Here is a 21,583-nt window from a genome sequence, read left to right on the forward strand (position 1 = left end):
CAGGCGACACAACGGTGCTCGCCCGTCCGGGCGAGCGCATGGAGAGTTTTTATGTCCGTTCACGCCCCGAACGCTGTCCTGTCGGTCAGCGGTATCGGCAAGACCTACGCCCAACCGGTCCTGACCGGCATCGACCTGACGCTGATACGCGGTGAAGTGCTGGCGTTGACCGGCGAGAACGGCGCGGGCAAAAGCACGCTGTCGAAGATCATCGGCGGACTGGTCACGCCGACCACTGGCCAGATGCAGTTTCAAGGGCAGGATTATCGTCCGGGCAGCCGCACCCAGGCTGAAGACCTGGGCATCCGTATGGTCATGCAGGAACTCAATCTGCTGCCGACCCTATCGGTGGCAGAAAACTTGTTTCTCGATAACTTGCCTAGCCACGGCGGCTGGATCAGTCGCAAACAACTGCGCAAGGCGGCGATCGAAGCCATGGCCCAGGTCGGGCTCGATGCGATTGATCCGGATACCCAGGTCGGCGAACTCGGCATCGGTCACCAACAGATGGTCGAGATCGCCCGCAACCTGATCGGCGATTGCCACGTGCTGATCCTCGACGAACCCACCGCAATGCTCACGGCCCGCGAGGTCGAGATGCTGTTCGAGCAGATCGCCCGTCTGCAGGCGCGCGGCGTGTCGATCATCTACATCTCCCATCGCCTAGAAGAACTGGCCCGGGTCGCCCAGCGCATTGCGGTACTGCGCGACGGCAATCTGGTGTGCGTCGAGCCGATGGCCAACTACAACAGCGAGCAACTGGTGACCTTGATGGTCGGCCGGGAGCTCGGCGAACACATCGACATGGGGCCGCGCAATATCGGCGCGCCGGCGCTGACGGTCAAGGGCCTGACCCGCGCCGACAAGGTCCTGGATGTGTCTTTTGAAGTGCGCGCTGGCGAGATTTTCGGCATTTCCGGCCTGATCGGGGCAGGGCGCACAGAATTGCTGCGCCTGATCTTCGGTGCCGACAGCGCTGACAGCGGCACGGTGGCGCTGGGCTCCCCCGCGCAGGTCGTCAGCATTCGATCTCCGGTGGACGCGGTCGCTCACGGCATCGCCCTGATCACCGAGGACCGCAAGGGTGAAGGCCTGCTTTTGACGCAATCGATCAGCGCCAACATCGCACTGGGCAACATGCCCGGCATTTCCAGCGGCGGCTTCGTCAACAACGGCGACGAGGCCTCCCTGGCCCAGCGTCAGATCGATGCCATGCGCATCCGCAGTTCCGGCCCGACACAATTGGTGTCCGAACTGTCCGGCGGTAATCAGCAGAAAGTGGTAATCGGTCGCTGGCTGGAGCGCGATTGTTCGGTGCTGCTGTTCGACGAACCGACCCGGGGTATCGACGTCGGCGCCAAGTTCGACATTTATGCGCTGCTCGGTGAACTGACCCGCCAGGGCAAAGCGCTGGTGGTGGTGTCCAGCGACTTGCGCGAATTGATGCTGATCTGCGACCGCATCGGTGTGCTGTCCGCAGGCCGCCTGATCGACACCTTTGAGCGCGACAGCTGGACCCAGGATGATTTGCTTGCCGCCGCATTTGCCGGCTACCAAAAACGTGATGCGCTGCTCAACGAAGCAGCGCCTAGGGATCTTCCATGAAAACCGCATCTTTAGCCGGCAAACGCAGCGGCAACTTTTACGGCCTCGGCACTTACCTGGGCCTGGCCGGTGCCTTGCTGGCGATGGTTGTACTGTTCTCGATCCTGAGTAGCCATTTCCTGTCTTACGACACCTTCAGTACTTTGGCCAACCAGATTCCGGACCTGATGGTCCTGGCGGTCGGCATGACGTTCGTGTTGATCATCGGCGGCATCGACCTGTCGGTGGGCTCGGTGCTGGCGCTCGCTGCGTCCACCGTCAGTGTGGCGATTCTCGGCTGGGGCTGGAGCGTCCTGCCAGCGGCATTGCTCGGCATGGCGGCGGCTGCACTGGCCGGGACCATCACCGGCTCGATCACCGTGGCCTGGCGCATCCCATCGTTCATCGTCTCCCTCGGTGTGCTGGAAATGGCCCGCGGCGTGGCGTATCAAATGACCGGCTCGCGCACGGCGTACATCGGCGATGCCTTCGCCTGGTTGTCCAACCCGATCGCCTTCGGCATTTCGCCGTCGTTTATCATTGCCTTGCTGATCATTTTCATCGCCCAGGCGGTGTTGACCCGCACCGTATTCGGTCGCTACCTGATCGGTATCGGCACCAACGAAGAAGCGGTGCGGCTGGCGGGGATCAATCCCAAGCCCTACAAGATCATGGTGTTCAGCCTGATGGGGTTGCTGGCGGGGATCGCCGCGTTGTTTCAGATTTCGCGCCTGGAAGCAGCGGACCCGAACGCCGGCTCTGGTCTGGAGCTGCAGGTGATCGCCGCCGTGGTGATTGGTGGCACCAGCCTCATGGGCGGGCGTGGTTCGGTCATCAGCACGTTCTTCGGCGTGCTAATCATTTCCGTATTGGCGGCCGGCCTGGCACAGATCGGCGCCACCGAACCCACTAAACGCATCATCACCGGCGCGGTGATCGTGGTCGCGGTGGTACTCGATACTTACCGTAGTCAACGCGCAAGCCGGCGGACCTGAGTCATGGCAACGATCAAAGATGTGGCAGCACTCGCGGGCATTTCCTACACCACGGTTTCCCACGTGGTGAACAAAACCCGGCCGGTCAGCGAAGAAGTGAGGATCAAGGTCGAGGCGGCAATCAAAACCCTCGATTACGTTCCCAGCGCCGTGGCTCGATCCCTCAAGGCCAAAACCACGGCCACCATCGGGTTGCTGGTGCCCAACAGCCTCAACCCGTACTTCGCCGAACTGGCCCGAGGGATCGAGGATTACTGTGAGCGCAATGGCTATTGCGTGATCCTCTGCAACTCTGACGACAACCCGGACAAGCAGCGCAGCTACTTGCGCGTGTTGCTGGAAAAACGCATCGACGGTCTGATCGTCGCATCAGCGGGCGGTGACAGCGGGTTGGCGCAGGGCTTGTCGGGTGTGCGCACGCCGATGGTGATTGTCGACCGCGGGCTGGAAGGTGTCGATGCGGACCTGGTGCGCATCGATCACGAATACGGTGCCTACCTGGCGACCCGCCATTTGCTGGAGCTGGGGCACCGGGACATCGCCACCATCAGCGGTCCGGCGACCACCAGCGTGGCGCAGATGCGTCTGGCCGGTTTCTGCCGGGCCTTGAAAGACGCGGGCATCGAAGTGCCTGCCGAGCGCATGCTCGAAAGTGATTTCACCAGCACCGGCGGTTACAACGCCGCCGCGATCCTGCTGGAGCGCAACCCGCCCAGCGCCATCTTCGCCGCCAACGACATGATCGGCATCGGTGTGCTGCGAGCCGCCGCCGAACGCAATGTGCGTGTACCGACGGAACTGTCGGTGATCGGCTTCGACGATATCCAGATGAGCCGATATGTCTACCCGGCGCTGACCACCGTGGGGCAGTCGATCCTGCAGCTTGGCGAGATGGCGGCCGAAGTGCTGCTGCGCCGGATCGCCAAGCCGGATCTGGTCACCGAACAACGGATTGTGATGCCAAGCATCGTCATGCGGGAATCGACTGCGCCTCTGGCCGGTGTTTTTGCCCAGTTCCGTTAAATAAAAGTACCTGATGAAACCGAACAAATGAGTAGCAATGTATGCCAGCAAAAGTAGTGGTGATTGGCAGCCTGAACATGGACCTGGTGACTCGGGCGCCGCGGCTGCCGCAGGGTGGTGAAACGTTGATCGGTCATTCGTTTGCCACGGTGTCCGGCGGCAAGGGCGCGAATCAGGCCGTGGCTGCCGCGCGATTGGGGGCCCAGGTGTCGATGGTCGGCTGCGTGGGCAGTGATGCCTATGGCGAAGAACTTCGCGCCGCCCTGTTGGCTGAGCAGATCGATTGTCAGGCCGTCAGCACCGTGGACGGATCCAGTGGCGTGGCGTTGATTGTGGTGGACGACAACAGCCAGAACGCGATCGTGATCGTTGCCGGTGCCAACGGCGCATTGACGCCGGCGGTGGTCGGCTGTTTCGATTCGGTTCTGCAATCCGCCGATGTGATCATTTGTCAGCTGGAAGTGCCGGATGCCACAGTGGGTCACGCACTCAAACGCGGTCGGGAACTGGGCAAGACCGTGATCCTCAATCCGGCACCTGCCAGCCGTCCATTACCAGCGCACTGGTACGCGAATATCGATTATCTGATTCCCAACGAGAGCGAGGCATCGGCCCTGAGCGGCTTGCCGGTGGACTCTCGGCAATCTGCGCAAGCTGCCGCAACCCGCCTGATCGAACTGGGGGCCGGCAAAGTGATCATCACTCTTGGTGCCCAGGGTTCGCTGTTTGCCGATGGCCAACGCTTCGAGCATTTCCCTGCATCGACCGTGAAGGCAGTCGACACCACGGCGGCGGGCGATACGTTTGTCGGCGGTTTTGCCGCTGCGCTGGCCGGCGGTAAAAGCGAAGCTGAAGCGATCCGTTTCGGCCAGGTCGCCGCGGCGTTATCGGTCACCCGTGCCGGTGCGCAACCCTCGATTCCCTCCTTGTTCGAAGTGCAGGCATTCAAGACTCCATGAAAAAGACACCTTTGCTCAACGTTGCCCTGTCACGGCTGATCGCTTCCCTGGGCCATGGCGACACCGTGGTGATTGGCGATGCGGGGCTGCCGGTGCCACCCGGTGTCGAGTTGATCGACCTGGCCTTGACCCACGGCATTCCGGACTTCATCAGCACCTTGAAAGTCGTACTCAGCGAAATGCAGGTTGAAAGCCACGTAATGGCCCGGGAAATCCTCGAAAAAAAACCGTCGGCACTGGCTGCTCTGGATGAGCTGAATGCCAAGGGTGTCCTGGGGCAGCGTGAGCTGCTCAGTCATGAGCAATTCAAGATTCTCAGCCGGCAGGCCCGAGCGATCGTGCGCACTGGCGAATGCCAGCCGTACTGCAACATCGTGCTGGTCGCCGGAGTGACGTTCTGACCCGCTCTTGTTTTCTACCCTGCACAAGGAGTGCGCCATGTACTGTTATGTCCGCAAACTGCCTCATCTGCTTCGGAGCCTGCTGCTTTTGTCCGTGATAACCACAACCGGCGCCCACGCGGCGCAGAAGATCGACTTGATCATCGACACCGACCCCGGCGCCGACGATGTAGTTGCCTTGCTGTTTGCGCTGGCATCGCCGCAGGAGCTGAACATCCGCGCATTGACCACCGTCGCCGGCAATGTGCGCCTGGACAAGACGTCGCGTAACGCGCGGCTGGCCCGTGAATGGGCAGGACGCGAGGAGGTGCCGGTCTACGCCGGAGCGAAGAAGTCGATGATGCGCAAACCCATCTATGCCGAGAATATCCATGGCAAGGAAGGGCTGTCGGGCATCACTGTCCATGAGCCGAAGAAAGGCCTCGCCGAGGGCAATGCGATCGAGTACCTGATCGACACGCTGATGGCGGCCGAGCCCCATAGCATCACCCTTGCCATGTTGGGGCCACAGACCAACCTTGCCCTGGCGCTGATCCAGGAGCCGGAAATCGTCCGGGGCATCAAGGAAGTGGTGATCATGGGCGGTGCGCACTTCAACGGTGGCAACATTACGCCCGTGGCAGAGTTCAACCTGTTTGCCGATCCGCAAGCCGCCGAAGTGGTGCTCAAGAGTGGGGTGAAACTGACTTACCTGCCGCTGGACTTGACCCACAAGATCCTCACCAGTGACGCGCGCCTGCAACAGATCGCCGCATTGAATAACAATGCCAGCAAGCTGGTGGTCAGTATTCTGAACGAATACATCAAAGCCGATATGGAACACTACGGCATCCCGGGTGGCCCGGTGCACGACGCAACGGTGATCGCCTATCTGCTCAAGCCGCAGCTGTTCAGCGGTCGCGAAGTGAACGTTGTGGTGGATAGTGATGAAGGTCCGTCTTTCGGCCAGACCATCGTCGACTGGCATGACGGCCTCAAAGCGCCGAAGAATGCCTTCTGGGTTGAAAGCGGCGATGCCCAGGGCTTCTTCGATCTGCTGGCTGAACGCCTGGCGCGCCTGAAGTAGCCCTCACGCCCGAAAGTAGCGGCCTGCGGGTTTTTATTCCTTGCCTGTGTTTGCTGAACCCATGTGATCGGTCGCGTACTTTTCGAATACTTGCGCGATAAATTGCCGGGCTGCTTCGGTACCCAATCCTTTGACCAGTAGATCGATACCAATGATTGCCAGCTCTTCCGGACTGCCCGGGCTATAGGAGCTGTGGCCTTGTGGCCACTTGACTGTGATGTTGGCGTCGATGCTTACGGTGGTCATGATGGCGCTCGTGCGGTCGGAAAAGTCTGAGCAACGAGTTAACCATTTTGCAGCGCGTTTGGCACTGCGACTTAGGCATGACTCGAAGGCTATGCGACACTTGGTCTTTGATGACTTTTCAAGGACCGCGCAGTGCAGATCGATTTGAACACACCTGACGGTTTGACCCTTGATTCCGTGCGTCAGCTGTTGGCGTCAGCCAGCGACGATGAACATACGCAATTGCGTGTGACCAAGGGCGGCATCGCCTATATTTCATCGGGAGTCGTGGGTGGTACTGATATCGACGGGCTTCTGTTCCGTCTGGAAACCTGGGCCAAGGGCTCTGGTTATGTCGGGCGCGTCGCGGCCAGCGACGAGGTCTGGGTCATGCAGATTTTCAATGCGCTGAAGCAGAACTGGCCGAAGCCGGCCTTCGACTACATTGATGTCTATTGAGCATCGTTCATATTCAGTCACGATTGAAGGATGAAGGGCAGGGCGATGCTCAGGCAAACTTGCCGTTTGTCTGCGGCGCAAGGACAGGTCGCTGGCTCTCCTTGTGAAACCAAACGCCGGATTGGCGGTCGCACGATCTCAGCTTAACTCTCGAAAAAAGGAGGCTTCATGCCTTGGAAGCTCGCGTCATTGGGTACCTTGTTGGCCGTTGCCATGCTGGCCGGTTGCAGCACTGCCACCACCGAGTCGGCAACAGACCCTGTAACGACGACTGACACAGGTCACAGCCGTTGCGATGCCAAAGCGGCCGAATTCGCCATTGGAAAACAGGCTTCGCCTGAATTGCTGGAGCAGGCGCGTACACGGGCTGGCGCACAGAATGCGCGGTTCCTCCTGCCTACCGACATGGTGACGCTGGAGTATCGCTCCGATCGTCTGAACCTCAACACCGATGCCAATCGGGTCGTCATCCGCATCAACTGCGGCTGATCATTCAGGCTTTTGCGTTGCCCACAAAAAACCCCGTCACATGGACGGGGTTTTTTTAGCGCGCCTGGAAATTACTCTGGGCGAACTTGAGCAGCTTGCATACCCTTTTGGCCTTTCTCAGCCACGAAGGAAACGGTTTGGCCTTCTTTCAGGCTTTTGAAACCGTCGCTTTCGATAGCTTTGAAGTGTACGAACAGGTCGTCACCGCCACCTTGAGGAGTGATGAAGCCGAAGCCTTTTTCATCGTTGAACCATTTAACGGTGCCGGTTTGGCGATTAGACATGGTGTATCTCCAAGAAACATATATTTTCAGTAGTACTGTGCTGCTCAGGCCAACTGGGCACACCGGGGTATCATAGTCGAAATGTTCGCTTTGGGAGCCCCCCGCGGGTGCCGTTTGCCCTACAGTCGCACATTCTTTGTTGCCCGATACGGCTGGAAGCCCCGTTTTAAAAGGCTTTCAGCCGAAAGTAAAGACGATAAAAAAACCTGTAAAACCTGCATAAATCGTAGGAAAAAGCGCTTTTCAGAGGCCGTTCATCGGCTCAAGTCACTTTTTCAGCGTCTTGAGAGGCTTATTTTTTCGCCGGGTTAGTGGCCTTGCATTTGGAAATCTGGGTCAGGGCCTGTTGTTTCAGGGCGTCACTGGCCTGGTTATCCATCAGGGACTGAAGGTCCTTGGCGGGGTACGATTTGATGGCATCGGCTCCGCAGGCGCAGTGGGCTTTTGCAGCCGCGGCGCCGATCTGAGGCGTGGCGGCCTGGGTGCACTGCGCCATGTACTTCTCGCGCTCACCCTTCGGCCAATCGGCGTGGGCGGCCAGCGGCAGCAGCAGGACGATGGGGGCGACTACAGCGAACAAACGATTCAGACGCATGCCGGGATGCTCCTTGTGGGTCAATGTCTTGTTATCTGAGGGGGGAAACGGCGATCAAGTTCAGCACTCTGGCATAAAAACAGCGGATTTGCCCTGACGGAAAACCTCTACGCCGCCCTGACCGTTCATCTGTGCTAGCATGCCTGGCTCGGGCGCTTGCAGGCTCCGGTCGACCTTCAGTCCCGGTCGCGGCAGATGCCCGAATAATCCTGATTTGAATCCCAGTCACTCTGGTTCGGTTTTCCGGTTGGCCGCAAGGCTCCTGCCGCTGTAAGGCAGGCGTTCGTCATTGAATGGCCTGGATCGGATCTTGTACTGGCTCATCCCAACCCACGTGACCTTTGGTAGGGGTCACCACTAGGAGAGGAGGCGCCATGCCAACTATTACTCTTCCCGACGGCAGTCAACGTTCATTCGATCACCCGGTTTCCATCGCCGAAGTCGCCGCATCCATTGGTGCCGGTCTGGCCAAGGCTACTGTGGCCGGCAAGGTCAATGGCAAGCTGGCCGACGCCAGCGACATCATCGACAGCGACGCTACGCTGCAAATCATCACGCCAAAGGATGAAGAGGGGCTGGAGATCATTCGCCACTCTTGCGCCCACCTGGTTGGCCACGCGGTCAAGCAGTTGTACCCGACCGCCAGAATGGTCATCGGTCCGGTCATCGACGACGGCTTCTATTACGACATCGCCTACGAGCGTCCTTTCACCCCGGACGACCTGGCGGCCATCGAACAGCGCATGCAGCAGCTGATCGAGAAAGATTACGACGTCATCAAGAAAGTCACTCCGCGTGCCGAAGTGATTGAAGTGTTCAAGTCCCGCGGCGAAGACTACAAGTTGCGCCTGGTCGAGGACATGCCGAACGAACAGGCCATGGGTCTGTACTATCACGAAGAATACGTCGACATGTGCCGCGGTCCGCACGTGCCCAACACCCGCTTCCTGAAATCCTTCAAGCTGACCAAGCTGTCCGGCGCCTACTGGCGCGGTGATGCCAAGAACGAGCAGTTGCAGCGCGTCTACGGCACTGCGTGGGCTGACAAGAAGCAGCTGGCTGCCTACATCCAGCGCATCGAAGAAGCCGAGAAGCGCGATCATCGCAAGATCGGCAAGCGCCTGGGCCTGTTCCACACGCAGGAAGAGTCGCCGGGCATGGTGTTCTGGCACCCGAACGGCTGGACCCTGTACCAGGTGCTCGAGCAGTACATGCGCAAAGTGCAGCGCGACAACGGCTACCTGGAGATCAAGACACCTCAAGTCGTTGATCGCAGCCTGTGGGAGAAATCCGGGCACTGGGCCAACTACGCCGACAACATGTTCACCACTCAGTCGGAAAACCGCGACTACGCCATCAAGCCGATGAACTGCCCTTGCCACGTGCAGGTGTTCAATCAGGGTCTGAAGAGCTACCGCGAGTTGCCAATGCGCCTGGCCGAATTCGGTGCCTGCCACCGTAACGAGCCATCGGGTGCACTGCACGGCATTATGCGCGTGCGTGCGTTCACTCAGGATGACGCCCACATCTTCTGCACCGAAGAGCAGATGCAGGCCGAGTCCGCTGCGTTCATCAAGCTGACCATGGATGTCTATGCCGACTTCGGCTTCAAAGATATCGAAATGAAGCTGTCCACTCGTCCGGAAAAACGCGTCGGTTCCGATGAGTTGTGGGATCGCGCCGAAGCAGCATTGGCCGCAGCCCTTGATAGCGCGGGCCTGCCGTACGATCTGCAGCCGGGCGAGGGTGCGTTCTATGGTCCGAAAATCGAATTCTCGCTGAAAGATTGCCTCGGCCGCGTCTGGCAATGTGGTACCTTGCAGCTCGATTTTAACCTGCCTGTCCGTCTGGGCGCCGAATTCGTCTCCGAAGACAACAGCCGCAAGCATCCGGTGATGTTGCACCGGGCGATCCTGGGTTCCTTCGAGCGCTTCGTCGGAATTCTGATCGAGCACTACGAGGGTGCATTCCCTGCGTGGCTGGCGCCGACCCAGGCAGTGATCATGAATATCACTGATAAACAGGCAGATTTTGTTGCCGAAGTGGAAAAAACTCTCAACGAAAGCGGGTTTCGTGCCAAGTCTGACTTGAGAAATGAAAAGATCGGCTTTAAAATCCGCGAGCATACCTTGCTCAAGGTTCCCTATCTCTTGGTTATTGGAGATAAGGAAGTCGAGATGCAGACTGTCGCTGTGCGTACTCGTGAAGGTGCTGACCTGGGCTCGATGCCCGTCGCCCAGTTCGCCGAGTTCCTCGCGCAAGCGGTTTCCCGGCGTGGTCGCCAAGATTCGGAGTAATTATTATTAAGCGTGAAATGAGACAAGATAAACGAGCTGCACCGAAAGCCCCGATCAACGAGAATATCTCGGCACGCGAGGTTCGGTTAATTGGCGCTGACGGCGAGCAGATTGGCATCGTCTCGATTGATGAAGCGCTTCGTATTGCTGAAGAAGCCAAGCTTGATCTGGTAGAAATCTCCGCCGACGCCGTCCCGCCTGTTTGCCGGGTGATGGACTACGGCAAATCGATCTTCGAAAAGAAGAAGCAGATTGCTGCGGCGAAGAAGAACCAGAAGCAGATTCAGGTAAAAGAAATCAAGTTTCGTCCAGGGACGGAGGAAGGGGATTACCAGGTAAAACTGCGCAACCTGGTACGTTTCCTGAGTGACGGGGACAGGGCCAAGGTATCCTTGCGATTCCGCGGCCGTGAGATGGCCCACCAGGAGCTGGGGATGGAACTCCTCAAGCGAGTTGAAGGTGACTTGCTTGAGTACGGTTCGGTCGAACAGCATCCTAAGATGGAAGGACGCCAGCTGATCATGGTCATCGCCCCGAAAAAGAAGAAGTAATCAACAGGGCACGGCAGGCCTTCTGATTATGTTTATCAACTGAATGCGGAGTATCCGAACATGCCAAAAATGAAGACCAAAAGTGGTGCTGCTAAGCGGTTTCTGAAAACTGCTAACGGTATCAAGCACAAGCACGCTTTCAAGAGCCACATCCTGACCAAAATGTCGACCAAGCGTAAGCGTCAACTGCGCGGTAGCAGCTTGCTGCATCCGTCTGACGTGGCAAAAGTCGAGCGCATGCTGCGCCTTCGTTAATTTTAGTCAAGAATAGAGGAAGTAACTCATGGCTCGTGTAAAGCGTGGCGTCATTGCCCGTAAACGTCACAAAAAAATTCTGAAACTTGCTAAAGGCTACTACGGCGCTCGCTCGCGCGTATTCCGTGTTGCCAAGCAAGCGGTAATCAAGGCAGGCCAATACGCCTACCGTGACCGTCGTCAGAAAAAACGTCAGTTCCGCGCTCTGTGGATCGCTCGTATCAACGCTGGTGCTCGTATCAACGGTCTGTCCTACAGCCGTTTCATCGCCGGCCTGAAAAAAGCGTCCATCGAGATCGACCGTAAGGTTCTGGCTGATCTGGCAGTGAACGAAAAAGCGGCGTTTGCTGCGATTGTCGAGAAAGCTAAAGCCACCTTGGCTTAAGTACCCCCGACAGTCACCCGGCCTCACATCTGTGGGGTCAGGTGTTAAACGTCATAAATAGGGGAAGAGCCTTCAAGCTCTTCCCCTATTTTGTATCTGGAGTCTGTACATGGAAAACCTGGACGCGCTCGTCTCGCAAGCACTAGAGGCTGTGCAAAGCGCTGAAGATATCAATGCCCTGGAGCAAATCCGGGTTCACTACCTTGGCAAAAAGGGCGAATTGACTCAGGTGATGAAGACCCTGGGGAATTTGCCGGCAGAAGAGCGTCCGCAAGTCGGCGCGCTGATCAACGTTGCCAAGGAGCGTGTCACAGAGGTTCTCAATGCGCGCAAGGCGTTGTTCGAGGAGGCCGATCTTGCGGCCAAGCTCGCCGCCGAATCCATTGATGTGACCCTGCCTGGCCGCGGCCAGACCTCAGGCGGTCTGCATCCGGTTACCCGGACTCTGGAACGTATCGAGCAGTTCTTCACCCACATCGGCTACGGCATTGCCGAAGGCCCTGAGGTCGAAGACGATTATCACAACTTCGAGGCGCTCAACATCCCAGGCCATCACCCGGCCCGTTCGATGCATGACACCTTCTATTTCAATGCCAACATGTTGCTGCGCACCCATACCTCGCCGGTACAGGTCCGCACCATGGAATCGAAACAGCCGCCGATCCGCATCGTCTGCCCAGGCCGTGTGTATCGCAGCGACTCCGATATCACCCACTCGCCGATGTTCCACCAGGTCGAAGGCCTGCTGGTCGATCGCGATATCAACTTCGCCGACCTGAAAGGGACCATCGAAGAGTTCCTGCGCGTGTTCTTCGAAAAAGAACTGGCAGTACGCTTCCGTCCTTCGTACTTCCCGTTCACCGAGCCATCCGCTGAAGTCGACATGGAATGCGTGATGTGCAGCGGTAAAGGTTGCCGCGTCTGCAAGCAGACCGGCTGGCTGGAAGTCATGGGCTGCGGCATGGTTCACCCGAACGTGCTGCGCATGTCCGGGATCGACCCGGAAGAATTTTCGGGCTTTGCCTTCGGCATGGGCGTTGAGCGTCTGGCCATGCTGCGTTACGGCGTGAACGACTTGCGTCTGTTCTTCGACAACGACTTGCGGTTCCTCGCGCAATTTCGCTAGTCGTAACGAATTCTTAGGAGAGCAGGATGAAATTCAGTGAACAATGGCTGCGTGGCTGGGTCAGCCCGCAGGTAAGTCGCGACGAGCTGGTTGCTCGTCTGTCGATGGCCGGTCTTGAGGTCGATAGCGTTACGCCGGCCGCCGGTGTATTCAGTGGCGTAATCGTGGGCGAGGTGCTGAGTACCGAGCAGCACCCTGACGCCGACAAGTTGCGTGTTTGCCAGGTCAGCAATGGCTCGGAGACCTTCCAGGTCGTTTGCGGTGCGCCAAACGTGCGCCCTGGCCTGAAGATCCCGTTCGCCACCCTCGGTGCCGAGCTGCCGGGCGACTTCAAGATCAAGAAAGCCAAGCTGCGTGGCGTCGAGTCCAACGGCATGCTGTGTTCGCAAGCCGAGCTGCAGGTCGGTGAAGGTAACGACGGCCTGATGGAGCTGCCGGCCGATGCGCCGGTGGGTCAGGACATTCGTGAATACCTGAACCTGGACGATGCCAGTATCGAGGTCGACCTGACCCCGAACCGTGGCGACTGCCTGTCCCTGGCGGGCCTGGCCCGTGAAGTCGGTGCACTGTACGCCACCCCGGTCACTCGTCCAGTGGTTGCTGCCGTTCCAGCTGTGCATGATGAAGTGCGTCCGGTTGAAGTGCTGGCGCCTGCCGCTTGCCCACGTTACCTGGGTCGTGTGATCCGTAACGTCGACCTGTCCAGGCCTACACCGCTGTGGATGGTCGAGCGTCTGCGTCGTGCCGATGTACGCAGCATCGATGCTGCCGTCGACATCACCAACTATGTGATGCTGGAACTGGGTCAACCGCTGCACGCTTTCGATCTCGCCGAAATCAATGGCGGCATCCGTGTGCGCATGGCTGAAGAAGGCGAGAAGCTGGTACTGCTCGACGGTCAGGAAGTCAGCCTGCGTAGCGATACCCTGGTGATTGCCGACCACACTCGCGCCCTGGCCATTGCCGGCGTCATGGGTGGCGAGCACAGCGGCGTCAACACCGCGACAACGCGTGACATTTTCCTGGAAAGCGCGTTTTTCGATCAGATCGCCGTCGCTGGCAAGGCTCGCTCCTATGGCCTGCACACCGACGCTTCGCACCGCTACGAGCGTGGTGTGGACTGGCAACTGGCCCGTGAAGCCATGGAGCGCGCCACAGGCCTGCTGCTGGACATCACCGGTGGCGAAGCCGGCCCGATCATCGAAACCGTCAGCGAGCAGCACCTGCCGTCGATCGCGCCAGTAACCTTGCGCGCCCAGCGCATCACTCAGATGCTGGGCATGGAAATGGATTCGGCCGAAGTCGAGCGTCTGCTCAGTGCTTTGGGTCTGAAGATTTCTGCCGAGGGAGCAGGGCAGTGGCGCGTTGAAGTGCCAAGCCATCGCTTTGATATCAGCCTGGAAGTCGACCTGATCGAAGAGCTGGCCCGTTTGTACGGTTACAACCGCCTGCCGGTTCGTTACCCGCAAGCGCGTCTGGCGCCGCAAGCCAAGGCCGAAGCCCGCAGCGATCTGCCTGAACTGCGCCGCCTGCTGGTTGCCCGTGGTTATCAGGAAGCAATCACCTACAGCTTCATCGATCCGAAACAGTTCGAACTGTTCAATCCGGGTGTCGAGCCGTTGCTGTTGGCCAACCCGATTTCCAACGATATGGCCGCCATGCGTTCGTCGCTGTGGCCTGGTCTGGTCAAGGCGCTTCAGCACAACCTGAACCGCCAGCAGGATCGCGTTCGTTTGTTCGAGAGCGGTTTGCGTTTCGTTGGTCAGCTCGAAGGCCTGAAGCAAGAGCCGATGCTGGCGGGCGTTGTTTGCGGTAGCCGTCTGCCGGAAGGCTGGGCGCAAGGTCGCGATGTCGTCGACTTCTTCGACGTCAAGGCTGACGTGGAAGCGGTACTGGGCTTCGCCGGTGCGCTGGATGCCTTCACTTTCGTGCCAGGTAAGCACCCGGCGTTGCACCCGGGTCAAACCGCGCGCATCGAGCGCGAGGGCCGACTGGTCGGTTTCGTCGGTGCCATCCACCCTGAATTGTCGAAAACCCTGGGTCTGGATCGACCAGTGTTTGTTTTCGAGCTGGTTCTGGCGGAAGTGGCTAGCGGAAAAATGCCGAAATTCCACGAGTTGTCGCGCTTTCCTGAAGTGCGTCGTGACCTGGCATTGATTGCGCACAAAGACGTCGCAGCCGCGGCAGTACTGGACGTAATCCGTGAAAATGCAGGCGAATGGCTGACAGACCTCAGGCTATTTGACGTGTATCAGGGTAAAGGCATTGATCCTGATAGAAAAAGCCTCGCAGTCGGCTTGACCTGGCAGCATCCATCGCGCACTCTTAATGACGATGAGGTGAATTCCACGACGCAAAACATCCTCACCTCGCTCGAACAAAGGTTGAACGCCACGTTAAGGAAGTGACGTATGGGGGCTTTGACGAAAGCTGAGATGGCGGAACGTCTGTATGAAGAGCTGGGCCTGAACAAGCGGGAAGCCAAGGAATTGGTCGAACTGTTTTTCGAGGAAATCAGGCACGCTCTTGAAGATAACGAGCAGGTAAAATTGTCCGGTTTCGGCAATTTTGACCTGCGGGACAAACGCCAGCGGCCTGGCCGCAATCCGAAAACGGGAGAAGAAATCCCGATCACGGCTCGCCGTGTGGTCACCTTTCGTCCAGGGCAGAAGTTGAAGGCCCGAGTTGAGGCTTATGCTGGAACCAAGTCATAACGACGAGCTACCCGTCATCCCAGGCAAACGCTACTTCACCATTGGTGAAGTCAGCGAGCTGTGTGCGGTAAAACCGCACGTGCTGCGCTACTGGGAGCAGGAGTTTCCTCAACTCAACCCCGTCAAACGCCGCGGAAACCGCCGGTATTATCAGCGCCAGGACGTGCTGATGATCCGGCAGATCCGCGCGCTTCTTTACGATCAAGGGTTCACCATCGGCGGCGCGCGTTTGCGCTTGTCCGGTGACGAAGCCAAAGACGACACCACGCAATACAAGCAAATGATTCGCCAGATGATCGCCGAACTCGAAGATGTACTGGTGGTCCTCAAGAAATAAATTCCTGCTTTTAAATACTTCCAGTTTTCAAAAGCTTGCGATATATTCTTGAGCGTTCCTCGAGAAGAGGAACAAGATTCACGCCTAGTCGGGGCGTAGCGCAGTCCGGTAGCGCACTAGCATGGGGTGCTAGGGGTCGAGTGTTCGAATCACTCCGTCCCGACCATATTTTTCAATGACTTAGCCCGGTTCGGAGACGACCGGGCTTTGTTGTTTCTGGGCTTTAGTCATTTTGGTCACCGTTGGGTCACCGTTAGCAAAAAGCTCTTAAAGTGCCATTCGGGGCTTCGTCGCGTTGAGACCTGTCAAGGCTGATCAGTTCTGATTGTATTGGCTGCGATCCTTCCTCTTCGCGAATTTTCTCTTGGGGGGCGCTAGCTGACATCGACACGACTAGCTGTCTTCAGATTTTTTCTGATCACCACCAGAAGGATATGACAAATTAGGGCGAGGCCGATCACCAACCGCTTACGGTGGGTGTTTTCGTCCTGCAGCTGGCAGAGTTCCCGTGCCTGTCGCAGCAGTGAGGGGGGGTGGAGCCAGTCAGATGGTCTCAGGAGGCGGCGCAAGCGCGAACCCATCACGTTGCATTGCTTGAGCGGAGATCGTCGCATTATGAGCGTTGTGGGAGGTCGATTTTTCTGGTGTTCGGAGGCAGGCCCGAACTGGGTAGTCAGGCAAAGCTCGAAGCGACTGGCAAAGTAAGCTTTCTCGAAGCTCGTCACATTGAATAGATTCGATGTAGCTGTGCGCCCATCCATCGTAAGTGCATGTAATGGCTGAGGCTATGGGCGCTTAAAGTAAAGCGCCCGGTGCAAACTTCCTTTTAATTACTCATTTTCATCTACGGCTACACTGAAGCCGAGGTCTTTTATCATTAGCGCGCCTGGAGTTACACATTCAGTGGCGTTAATAAATAGCTTGCCAGTGCTGAAGTGTTGGGTGTACTCCACCCTCCATGTGAAGAGCTGCTTTGCTTCTGTGTTTTCACCCCGCGATATAGCGAAGAACGAAGTTTCGAAGTCGACGTCGTCCTCATCATAGGCTTGTTGACTTGTCTGAACAGTATCACCTTGCTTCAAGGTGTCGGAGTCAACTCGAAACTCTTCATTTTGAAGGCTAATCACAGCCTCACCCATACCTTCGATGTAAAACGCCATCCGATTTCACTCCTTGGTTAGAGTGGAATTGTAATGGTGAATCAATGGGTCAAGCCAGTGTTTCGAAAAATGGTACTCAAGCCGGTTTGTAGTGGTCAGCTAATTCCTGACATGACGTTAAGTTTTTCTCGGCCTGAGCTAGCGCCAACCCACCGTTGAATTGATGGGCCGGGGTAATCTGGGCTTGTGTTTTATGTTATTGATTTAAAAGGGAATTTGATATTTTTTATGCTGGAATACTGTTTGGAATTCCATTGGCTGAGGGCTGCAACGGCGAGCTGTGCAATGAAGTTACCTACATTTCAAACCCTGATTGAGTCAGGGCTGCTCTACCGCGGAGGGGACGTTGCTTCGTGGGCCAGGTCATCAATCTATCCTCATTAGTAATGGGGCGGGAGGCCCCTAGCAACATTGCTGCGTTATAGCACCAACGTGACCAATGAATCACCGATGCGGAAAGTCCACTTGCTCTGTCCCTGATCAGTCAGGGGCAGATGTCGGCTTTTGGCAAAGCAGACATTTGGACAACCATCGTCAACAATCTTACTAATCAGAAACCGGCTAACCCTTGAGCCGATCCTGCCGCTAGAGACCGAGCTCATCCAGTGCAAGGAGCAGCTTGGCACCCAGCATGATCCGGTCAGTAGCATCTATGCCGTTTTCCTGTGGCACTCGATATATCTGGTCACTGCCGATGTCGAAGCTTGCACGTAAGTCCTCCATATTCCGTACGAGTTCAGGGTCGTCAGGTAAGTTTTCGAGTTTCCAGCCATCGTCGACACTTTCGATTGCGACAGTACCACCCGTTCGTTCCAGCCAGCGACGCAGGGTTTCGTATCCAATAAACCAGAGGTTGTTGTCTGGAATTTTCAAGCCGCTCGTGGTCGCCACCGCCGAGAGATAGGGGTCGCGGTAGTAACTGCGCATGACTGTCAAGTTCAGCATGCAGATGCTGTAGCCACTTTGGCTGATGGCATAGCGGCCCGAGTTACCTTCACGCATGCGCGGGTACTTGACCAGGTAATAACGCCAGTCCAGCACATGGTCGCGTTCGCACGCGGCGAGAAACGCCTGCTGAATCTCTTTGAGCACGGCGAGATCGTTACCGCTTTGCGCGACCTGATCGAGTAGTTGGGTAAGGGGTTGTACCAACTCGGGACTTTTTCTATTCGCAAGCAGATCTCGCCAGACTGCTTCGCTGCGCGGCGAGCCGAAATCGTAAAAACGGTAGCCGCCATAACGATCCTGCTTGCGCGAATAATCGCCCAGCGAGAGAAGTGCGCCGGTCAACTGTGGCCAACAGTGCACATCTTCGAACAAGGTGAGAAACGCTAAGGCACGTTGGGCAAAAATTGCAGGGTCCTGGGCTGGGTCGAGGTCAAACACGGCCAGTGCGCCGTGCAGCACGATGTTGTCTTCCAGTCGGTAGACCACTTCGCGCAGCGACGGGTGGGCGGCAAGGAAGCTGATCTTGTCCTTTTCGTTCGCTATTTGCTTCTGATTGAAGGTCGATACGCCGTCCAGGGTTCCGTCGACGATGACACGGCGCACATCTTCCAATAAGGCGGGCATGTTCTGCGCGCGCATTTCACCGCCACCGGACGCTTCGATCAGGTTGCGCACGACACGTAACTGTTCAGGGAAATCAGCGGTTTTGTGCATGCGATGCAATAGCACTGCGTAGAGCAGTAGGCTATGAGATTGACTCCACTCGGCATTCCCGTAATGCCGGCAGCAACCACCGAAGAGGTCGATGCGGCTCTGGTCGGGCTGGGAGCGCAGAGGATTGAACAGCAGCAGGGCAGATGAGGATCGAGCGTCGGCTGTACGCAGCCAGCTGTTGAAGGCATTCTTCGTGTCCAGTTTGACCCAGACATCGAAGGCTGCGAACAGGAAGTTCAGGTGCTCGACCGCCTTCGCTTGGTCGCTGGCAAACAGGCTTTGTGCCAACTGATCGAGGCTGGCCTTGCTGTCGGTGCGATTGCCCTCGCGCCAGGCGCAAAGGTCAAACACAAAACGGAAGTAGCGCATGAATTGATCATCAATAAGCTGATCAGCGTCCTTGTAATCCCAGATGACATCCGTCCACACGGTATCAACCCTGTGTGCGAAATCGTCGGCTTGTGCAGGACAAACGCTTTTGAGCAGCGTCTCGAAATGCGCTTTGAAGTTTTCGAACGGTGTCAGCGGCTTGCCGCGAGAGTTCATCTTGATATAGAGGTCGTCATTGAGCTTGTTCTTCACCACCGGCAGTAGGTGGAAGCTAATTGCCGGATGGTCGGTCGCGGCAAGACGTTCCCAGGCAGCAGCGAATGCTTCGCTGCTGGCGCCTGCAAAGCGCTGTTCCAGCGCCTGCAGCATGACTAGCATAGCGCGGATACTGGAGTCATGTTGCCAGCCGTGAAAGTACCAAGGCTGATCGACAACCCAACCCTTCAGGTCGGTTTCGCTGGCGGGTGGTCGATAGTTGGCCAATGCCTCGCAGAACTGACGGGCACTGGCGCGGGTGGCGTAGGTAAAGTTGCGCCATGCTTGCCCTTCGATGGGTTCGCCGGCCTGCCAGCTAAGGTACCAGTGCAGCAGGAACAGCGTGGTCAGGCGCTGTTGGCCATCCAAGGGGTAGAGGGTGCCGTCCACGACATCGCCATAGATGAAATCCAGGCTAATAGGGCGGTCGTCATTCATGACGGCATCATGTAAGGCATCGACGAAGTCCTTGCGGATTCGCTCCACCGATGCACCATGGCGGCCTTGTGCATAATCGCGCTGGATCAGCGGAATTTCGATTCTTCGGATTCCATGAGTTGCATGCAAGTTATTGTCGAAGAGTGAAATGTACGACGTGAGCGTGTGGTTCATGCCATTTTCTCTTCGTTCAGGAAATAGGGCTTTGCGATCTCGAGGATTGTATCGAGGTAATGATTGCGATCTTGTGGGCCCCAGAAATGGTTCTGGTGCGCGTTCGCCGGGGTGTAGTACTTGAGGAAGACATTGCGCGTGCAGACCGGTATATAGCCTCCCTTGCGGTCTACATCCAGTAGCATTTGCCGCTTGGCCTCGAACACCGCGTTGCTCAGCAGGCTGTTGTCCGACCTCGACAGCAGGGCTAGGTTGGCGATGGAATGCAGGCCATGAGCGGAGGCAGTCTGCTCGTCGGGCGCATTGAAAGCGGCGACGACACGACTGGCCAAGTCTTGAAAGGTATTGCCGAAGTTCTGGGCAGTGCCGACCTGCTCAAGCGCTATCTTTAGATCCTCCAGCAGCTGCGACTGTTGCGGGACAGTATTGGGAGCCAGCTCATTGAGCGCGGTCAAATGCAGCCTTAACCAGGTTTGCCATTGTTCGGCCTTGGTCAGGTTCTCGGCATCCTGCGCATGGATGTGCTCCAGCGACCATGCAGTATCGGTGTGCATGTGGAAGGGGAAGCGTTGGTTGGCGTGTGGGACCCGGCGCATGGTTTCGACATTCACCAGTAACAGCAGGTGCAGCAACTTGTCGTAGTCCTTTCGATCGTCATAGCTGAGCGCTTCCACGTCCGAAGCCTTGAGGTCCAACGACTTTCTGATGCGGTGATCCAGGTCCTGTTCGAATTGACGCTTGCTTTGATTTGCGGACAAGCGAGCCAGTTCTCCGAAGTCCATCCCTGTGAGTACCAGATAACCCACCTTATGAAACAGGTTGCGGTTGTTGAACCAGCCAAGCATCAGGTCATGAAGGTTGAGAACCTGCAGCCAGAATGCTAGAGGGTCGGCATCGATATCCTGCCGCAGAGACTCGAAGGTATGGTAGCGCGTTGACTTGCGTGACTGGCTGCCGGGTACCAGGGAATCGAGCAAAAGGCTGATCCTAGTCGGGTAGCGGTCGGCAACCTTCGGCGAATTGCCACAGATGAAACCCCACAGCTCGGGAGCATGGAGATCGCGCTCGATGATGTCCCATTGGCTGGCGACCTCGGCGGCTCGATGGGCATGCTCGACCTTGATCCTGGACAGGAGCAACGCTTTGACCAACTCCGCGTCCGTCAGCGGTATCCTGCCGACGTTCAATCGAGTGAACAGGGCCGTGGCATCCATGTCCTGAGGGGCTTGGTACCAGATCACCGCTACTTTCTCGAACAGCGCTTCATAGAATTTGTTAGCCGCGAATTGAATGCGAGCGCCGTGGGCATCGAACCACTTGCCAATACAGCGGTACGCCCTGTGCAAGTGGAAGTAATCGATGTTGCTGTCGTAGTCGTCCAGCTCCTCATCGCCGAGCCTTTCGAGAAATGTTGCGCTCCCTGGGCGGGTTTCGTAGTGCAGTGAATAGGGCAGCGGGGCCTTGTTCAAACCCGTTTTATGCATGTAGAGCAGTATCAGGTAGATCGTGGTCAAGCGCTGCTGCCCATCGACCAATTCCCATTGACATGTCTGCGCCGTAGAGCCTCGTGAGTGCTGTTTGACCACAATGGGCTGTAGGTTATAGGGCTGGTCCAGTTCTGCGGTTTTCAACGCCTGCCAGATGTCGTTCAGCAGGCGGTCCACATCCGTAGTGTCCCAACGGTAGCCACGTTGGTATCCCGGCACCCTGAAAACACCAGAAATATCGCCTACGAATTTGCTTGCCAGCGTTGCAGCGGTCAAATCGACACTGTGTGAGTCCAAGCAAAGTTCTTCCATGATTTACGATCTCGAATCGG

22 protein-coding genes and 1 tRNA gene are annotated in these 21,583 nt (G+C 57.3%); 17 read left to right on the forward strand and 6 right to left on the reverse strand.

Going from position 1 to position 21,583, the window contains the following annotated elements:
• Positions 1–51: 51 nt before the first annotated feature.
• The 6 genes from FFS64_RS17845 to FFS64_RS17870 are packed head-to-tail and all read left to right on the forward strand — an operon-like array spanning position 52 to position 6,028.
• Entirely contained in the window at positions 52–1,605 is a 1,554-nt protein-coding gene (locus FFS64_RS17845) for a sugar ABC transporter ATP-binding protein (RefSeq protein ID WP_137806489.1), read from the forward strand.
• Positions 1,602–2,579, forward strand: a complete 978-nt coding sequence (locus FFS64_RS17850; protein WP_095193350.1) for an ABC transporter permease — start codon at positions 1,602–1,604, stop codon at positions 2,577–2,579. The genes FFS64_RS17845 and FFS64_RS17850 overlap by 4 nt, the downstream gene beginning before the upstream one ends.
• A 3-nt stretch (positions 2,580–2,582) precedes the next feature.
• Positions 2,583–3,602 carry a LacI family DNA-binding transcriptional regulator gene (locus tag FFS64_RS17855; RefSeq protein WP_095193351.1) on the forward strand — a complete coding sequence of 340 codons (1,020 nt, stop codon included), beginning with the start codon at positions 2,583–2,585 and terminating at the stop codon, positions 3,600–3,602.
• A gap of 41 nt (positions 3,603–3,643) precedes the next feature.
• Positions 3,644–4,561: a ribokinase gene (gene rbsK, locus FFS64_RS17860; RefSeq protein ID WP_137806490.1), complete on the forward strand. Its 918-nt coding sequence runs from the start codon at positions 3,644–3,646 to the stop codon at positions 4,559–4,561.
• Positions 4,558–4,962 carry a D-ribose pyranase gene (rbsD, locus tag FFS64_RS17865; RefSeq protein ID WP_137806491.1) on the forward strand — a complete coding sequence of 135 codons (405 nt, stop codon included), beginning with the start codon at positions 4,558–4,560 and terminating at the stop codon, positions 4,960–4,962. The genes rbsK and rbsD overlap by 4 nt, the downstream gene beginning before the upstream one ends.
• 37 nt (positions 4,963–4,999) lie before the next feature.
• Positions 5,000–6,028: a nucleoside hydrolase gene (locus FFS64_RS17870; RefSeq protein WP_137806492.1), complete on the forward strand. Its 1,029-nt coding sequence runs from the start codon at positions 5,000–5,002 to the stop codon at positions 6,026–6,028.
• 33 nt (positions 6,029–6,061) lie between these two features.
• Here the strand turns inward: FFS64_RS17870 and FFS64_RS17875 are convergent, their stop codons facing one another.
• A complete protein-coding gene (locus tag FFS64_RS17875; protein WP_137806493.1) occupies positions 6,062–6,274 on the reverse strand; it encodes a hypothetical protein in 213 nt (70 codons plus the stop codon).
• 132 nt (positions 6,275–6,406) lie between these two features.
• Here FFS64_RS17875 and FFS64_RS17880 point away from each other — a divergent pair, with 132 nt between their 5' ends.
• On the forward strand, positions 6,407–6,712 hold the full coding sequence (locus FFS64_RS17880; RefSeq protein WP_137806494.1) for a hypothetical protein: 306 nt from the start codon (positions 6,407–6,409) through the stop codon (positions 6,710–6,712).
• Positions 6,713–6,880: 168 nt separating this feature from the next.
• Entirely contained in the window at positions 6,881–7,201 is a 321-nt protein-coding gene (locus FFS64_RS17885; protein ID WP_137806495.1) for an I78 family peptidase inhibitor, read from the forward strand.
• A gap of 71 nt (positions 7,202–7,272) precedes the next feature.
• Here the strand turns inward: FFS64_RS17885 and FFS64_RS17890 are convergent, their stop codons facing one another.
• Positions 7,273–7,485: a cold-shock protein gene (locus FFS64_RS17890; protein WP_003179963.1), complete on the reverse strand. Its 213-nt coding sequence runs from the start codon at positions 7,483–7,485 to the stop codon at positions 7,273–7,275.
• 292 nt (positions 7,486–7,777) lie between these two features.
• Positions 7,778–8,080 carry a hypothetical protein gene (locus tag FFS64_RS17895; protein ID WP_137806496.1) on the reverse strand — a complete coding sequence of 101 codons (303 nt, stop codon included), beginning with the start codon at positions 8,078–8,080 and terminating at the stop codon, positions 7,778–7,780.
• Between the two features lie 374 nt (positions 8,081–8,454).
• On the opposite strand from FFS64_RS17895, the gene thrS reads away from it, so the two are divergent.
• From thrS to FFS64_RS17940, 9 genes are all read left to right on the forward strand, one after another.
• Positions 8,455–10,377: a threonine--tRNA ligase gene (thrS, locus tag FFS64_RS17900; protein ID WP_137806497.1), complete on the forward strand. Its 1,923-nt coding sequence runs from the start codon at positions 8,455–8,457 to the stop codon at positions 10,375–10,377.
• Positions 10,377–10,928: a translation initiation factor IF-3 gene (gene infC / locus FFS64_RS17905; RefSeq protein ID WP_169843736.1), complete on the forward strand. Its 552-nt coding sequence runs from the start codon at positions 10,377–10,379 to the stop codon at positions 10,926–10,928. The genes thrS and infC overlap by 1 nt, the downstream gene beginning before the upstream one ends.
• A 60-nt stretch (positions 10,929–10,988) precedes the next feature.
• Positions 10,989–11,183, forward strand: coding sequence for a 50S ribosomal protein L35 (rpmI, locus tag FFS64_RS17910; RefSeq protein WP_002553160.1), 195 nt, complete (start codon positions 10,989–10,991; stop codon positions 11,181–11,183).
• A gap of 28 nt (positions 11,184–11,211) precedes the next feature.
• Positions 11,212–11,568, forward strand: coding sequence for a 50S ribosomal protein L20 (rplT, locus tag FFS64_RS17915; protein WP_007905879.1), 357 nt, complete (start codon positions 11,212–11,214; stop codon positions 11,566–11,568).
• Positions 11,569–11,677: 109 nt separating this feature from the next.
• Positions 11,678–12,694, forward strand: coding sequence for a phenylalanine--tRNA ligase subunit alpha (gene pheS, locus FFS64_RS17920; RefSeq protein ID WP_007940232.1), 1,017 nt, complete (start codon positions 11,678–11,680; stop codon positions 12,692–12,694).
• A gap of 26 nt (positions 12,695–12,720) precedes the next feature.
• The gene (gene pheT, locus FFS64_RS17925; protein ID WP_137806498.1) at positions 12,721–15,102 is read left to right on the forward strand and encodes a phenylalanine--tRNA ligase subunit beta; all 2,382 of its coding nucleotides are present in this window, start codon (positions 12,721–12,723) and stop codon (positions 15,100–15,102) included.
• A gap of 3 nt (positions 15,103–15,105) precedes the next feature.
• On the forward strand, positions 15,106–15,408 hold the full coding sequence (gene ihfA / locus FFS64_RS17930; protein ID WP_002553164.1) for an integration host factor subunit alpha: 303 nt from the start codon (positions 15,106–15,108) through the stop codon (positions 15,406–15,408).
• Positions 15,389–15,745 (forward strand): MerR family transcriptional regulator, encoded by a 357-nt coding sequence (locus FFS64_RS17935; protein WP_003179985.1) that lies wholly within the window; start codon positions 15,389–15,391, stop codon positions 15,743–15,745. The genes ihfA and FFS64_RS17935 overlap by 20 nt, the downstream gene beginning before the upstream one ends.
• A gap of 89 nt (positions 15,746–15,834) precedes the next feature.
• Positions 15,835–15,911: transfer RNA gene (locus FFS64_RS17940), tRNA-Pro, on the forward strand.
• Positions 15,912–16,575: 664 nt separating this feature from the next.
• On the opposite strand, the gene FFS64_RS17945 is transcribed toward FFS64_RS17940, so the two are convergent.
• From FFS64_RS17945 to FFS64_RS17955, 3 genes are all read right to left on the reverse strand, one after another.
• Positions 16,576–16,905 carry a hypothetical protein gene (locus tag FFS64_RS17945; protein WP_137806499.1) on the reverse strand — a complete coding sequence of 110 codons (330 nt, stop codon included), beginning with the start codon at positions 16,903–16,905 and terminating at the stop codon, positions 16,576–16,578.
• Between the two features lie 585 nt (positions 16,906–17,490).
• Positions 17,491–19,764, reverse strand: a complete 2,274-nt coding sequence (locus FFS64_RS17950; protein WP_137806500.1) for a DUF262 domain-containing protein — start codon at positions 19,762–19,764, stop codon at positions 17,491–17,493.
• Entirely contained in the window at positions 19,761–21,563 is a 1,803-nt protein-coding gene (locus FFS64_RS17955; protein WP_137806501.1) for a DUF262 domain-containing protein, read from the reverse strand. Before FFS64_RS17955 ends, FFS64_RS17950 begins: the two co-directional genes overlap by 4 nt.
• Between the last annotated feature and the right edge of the window lie 20 nt (positions 21,564–21,583).

Origin of the sequence: Pseudomonas sp. G(2018), assembly GCF_005502415.1 — a bacterium.
GTDB lineage: Bacteria > Pseudomonadota > Gammaproteobacteria > Pseudomonadales > Pseudomonadaceae > Aquipseudomonas.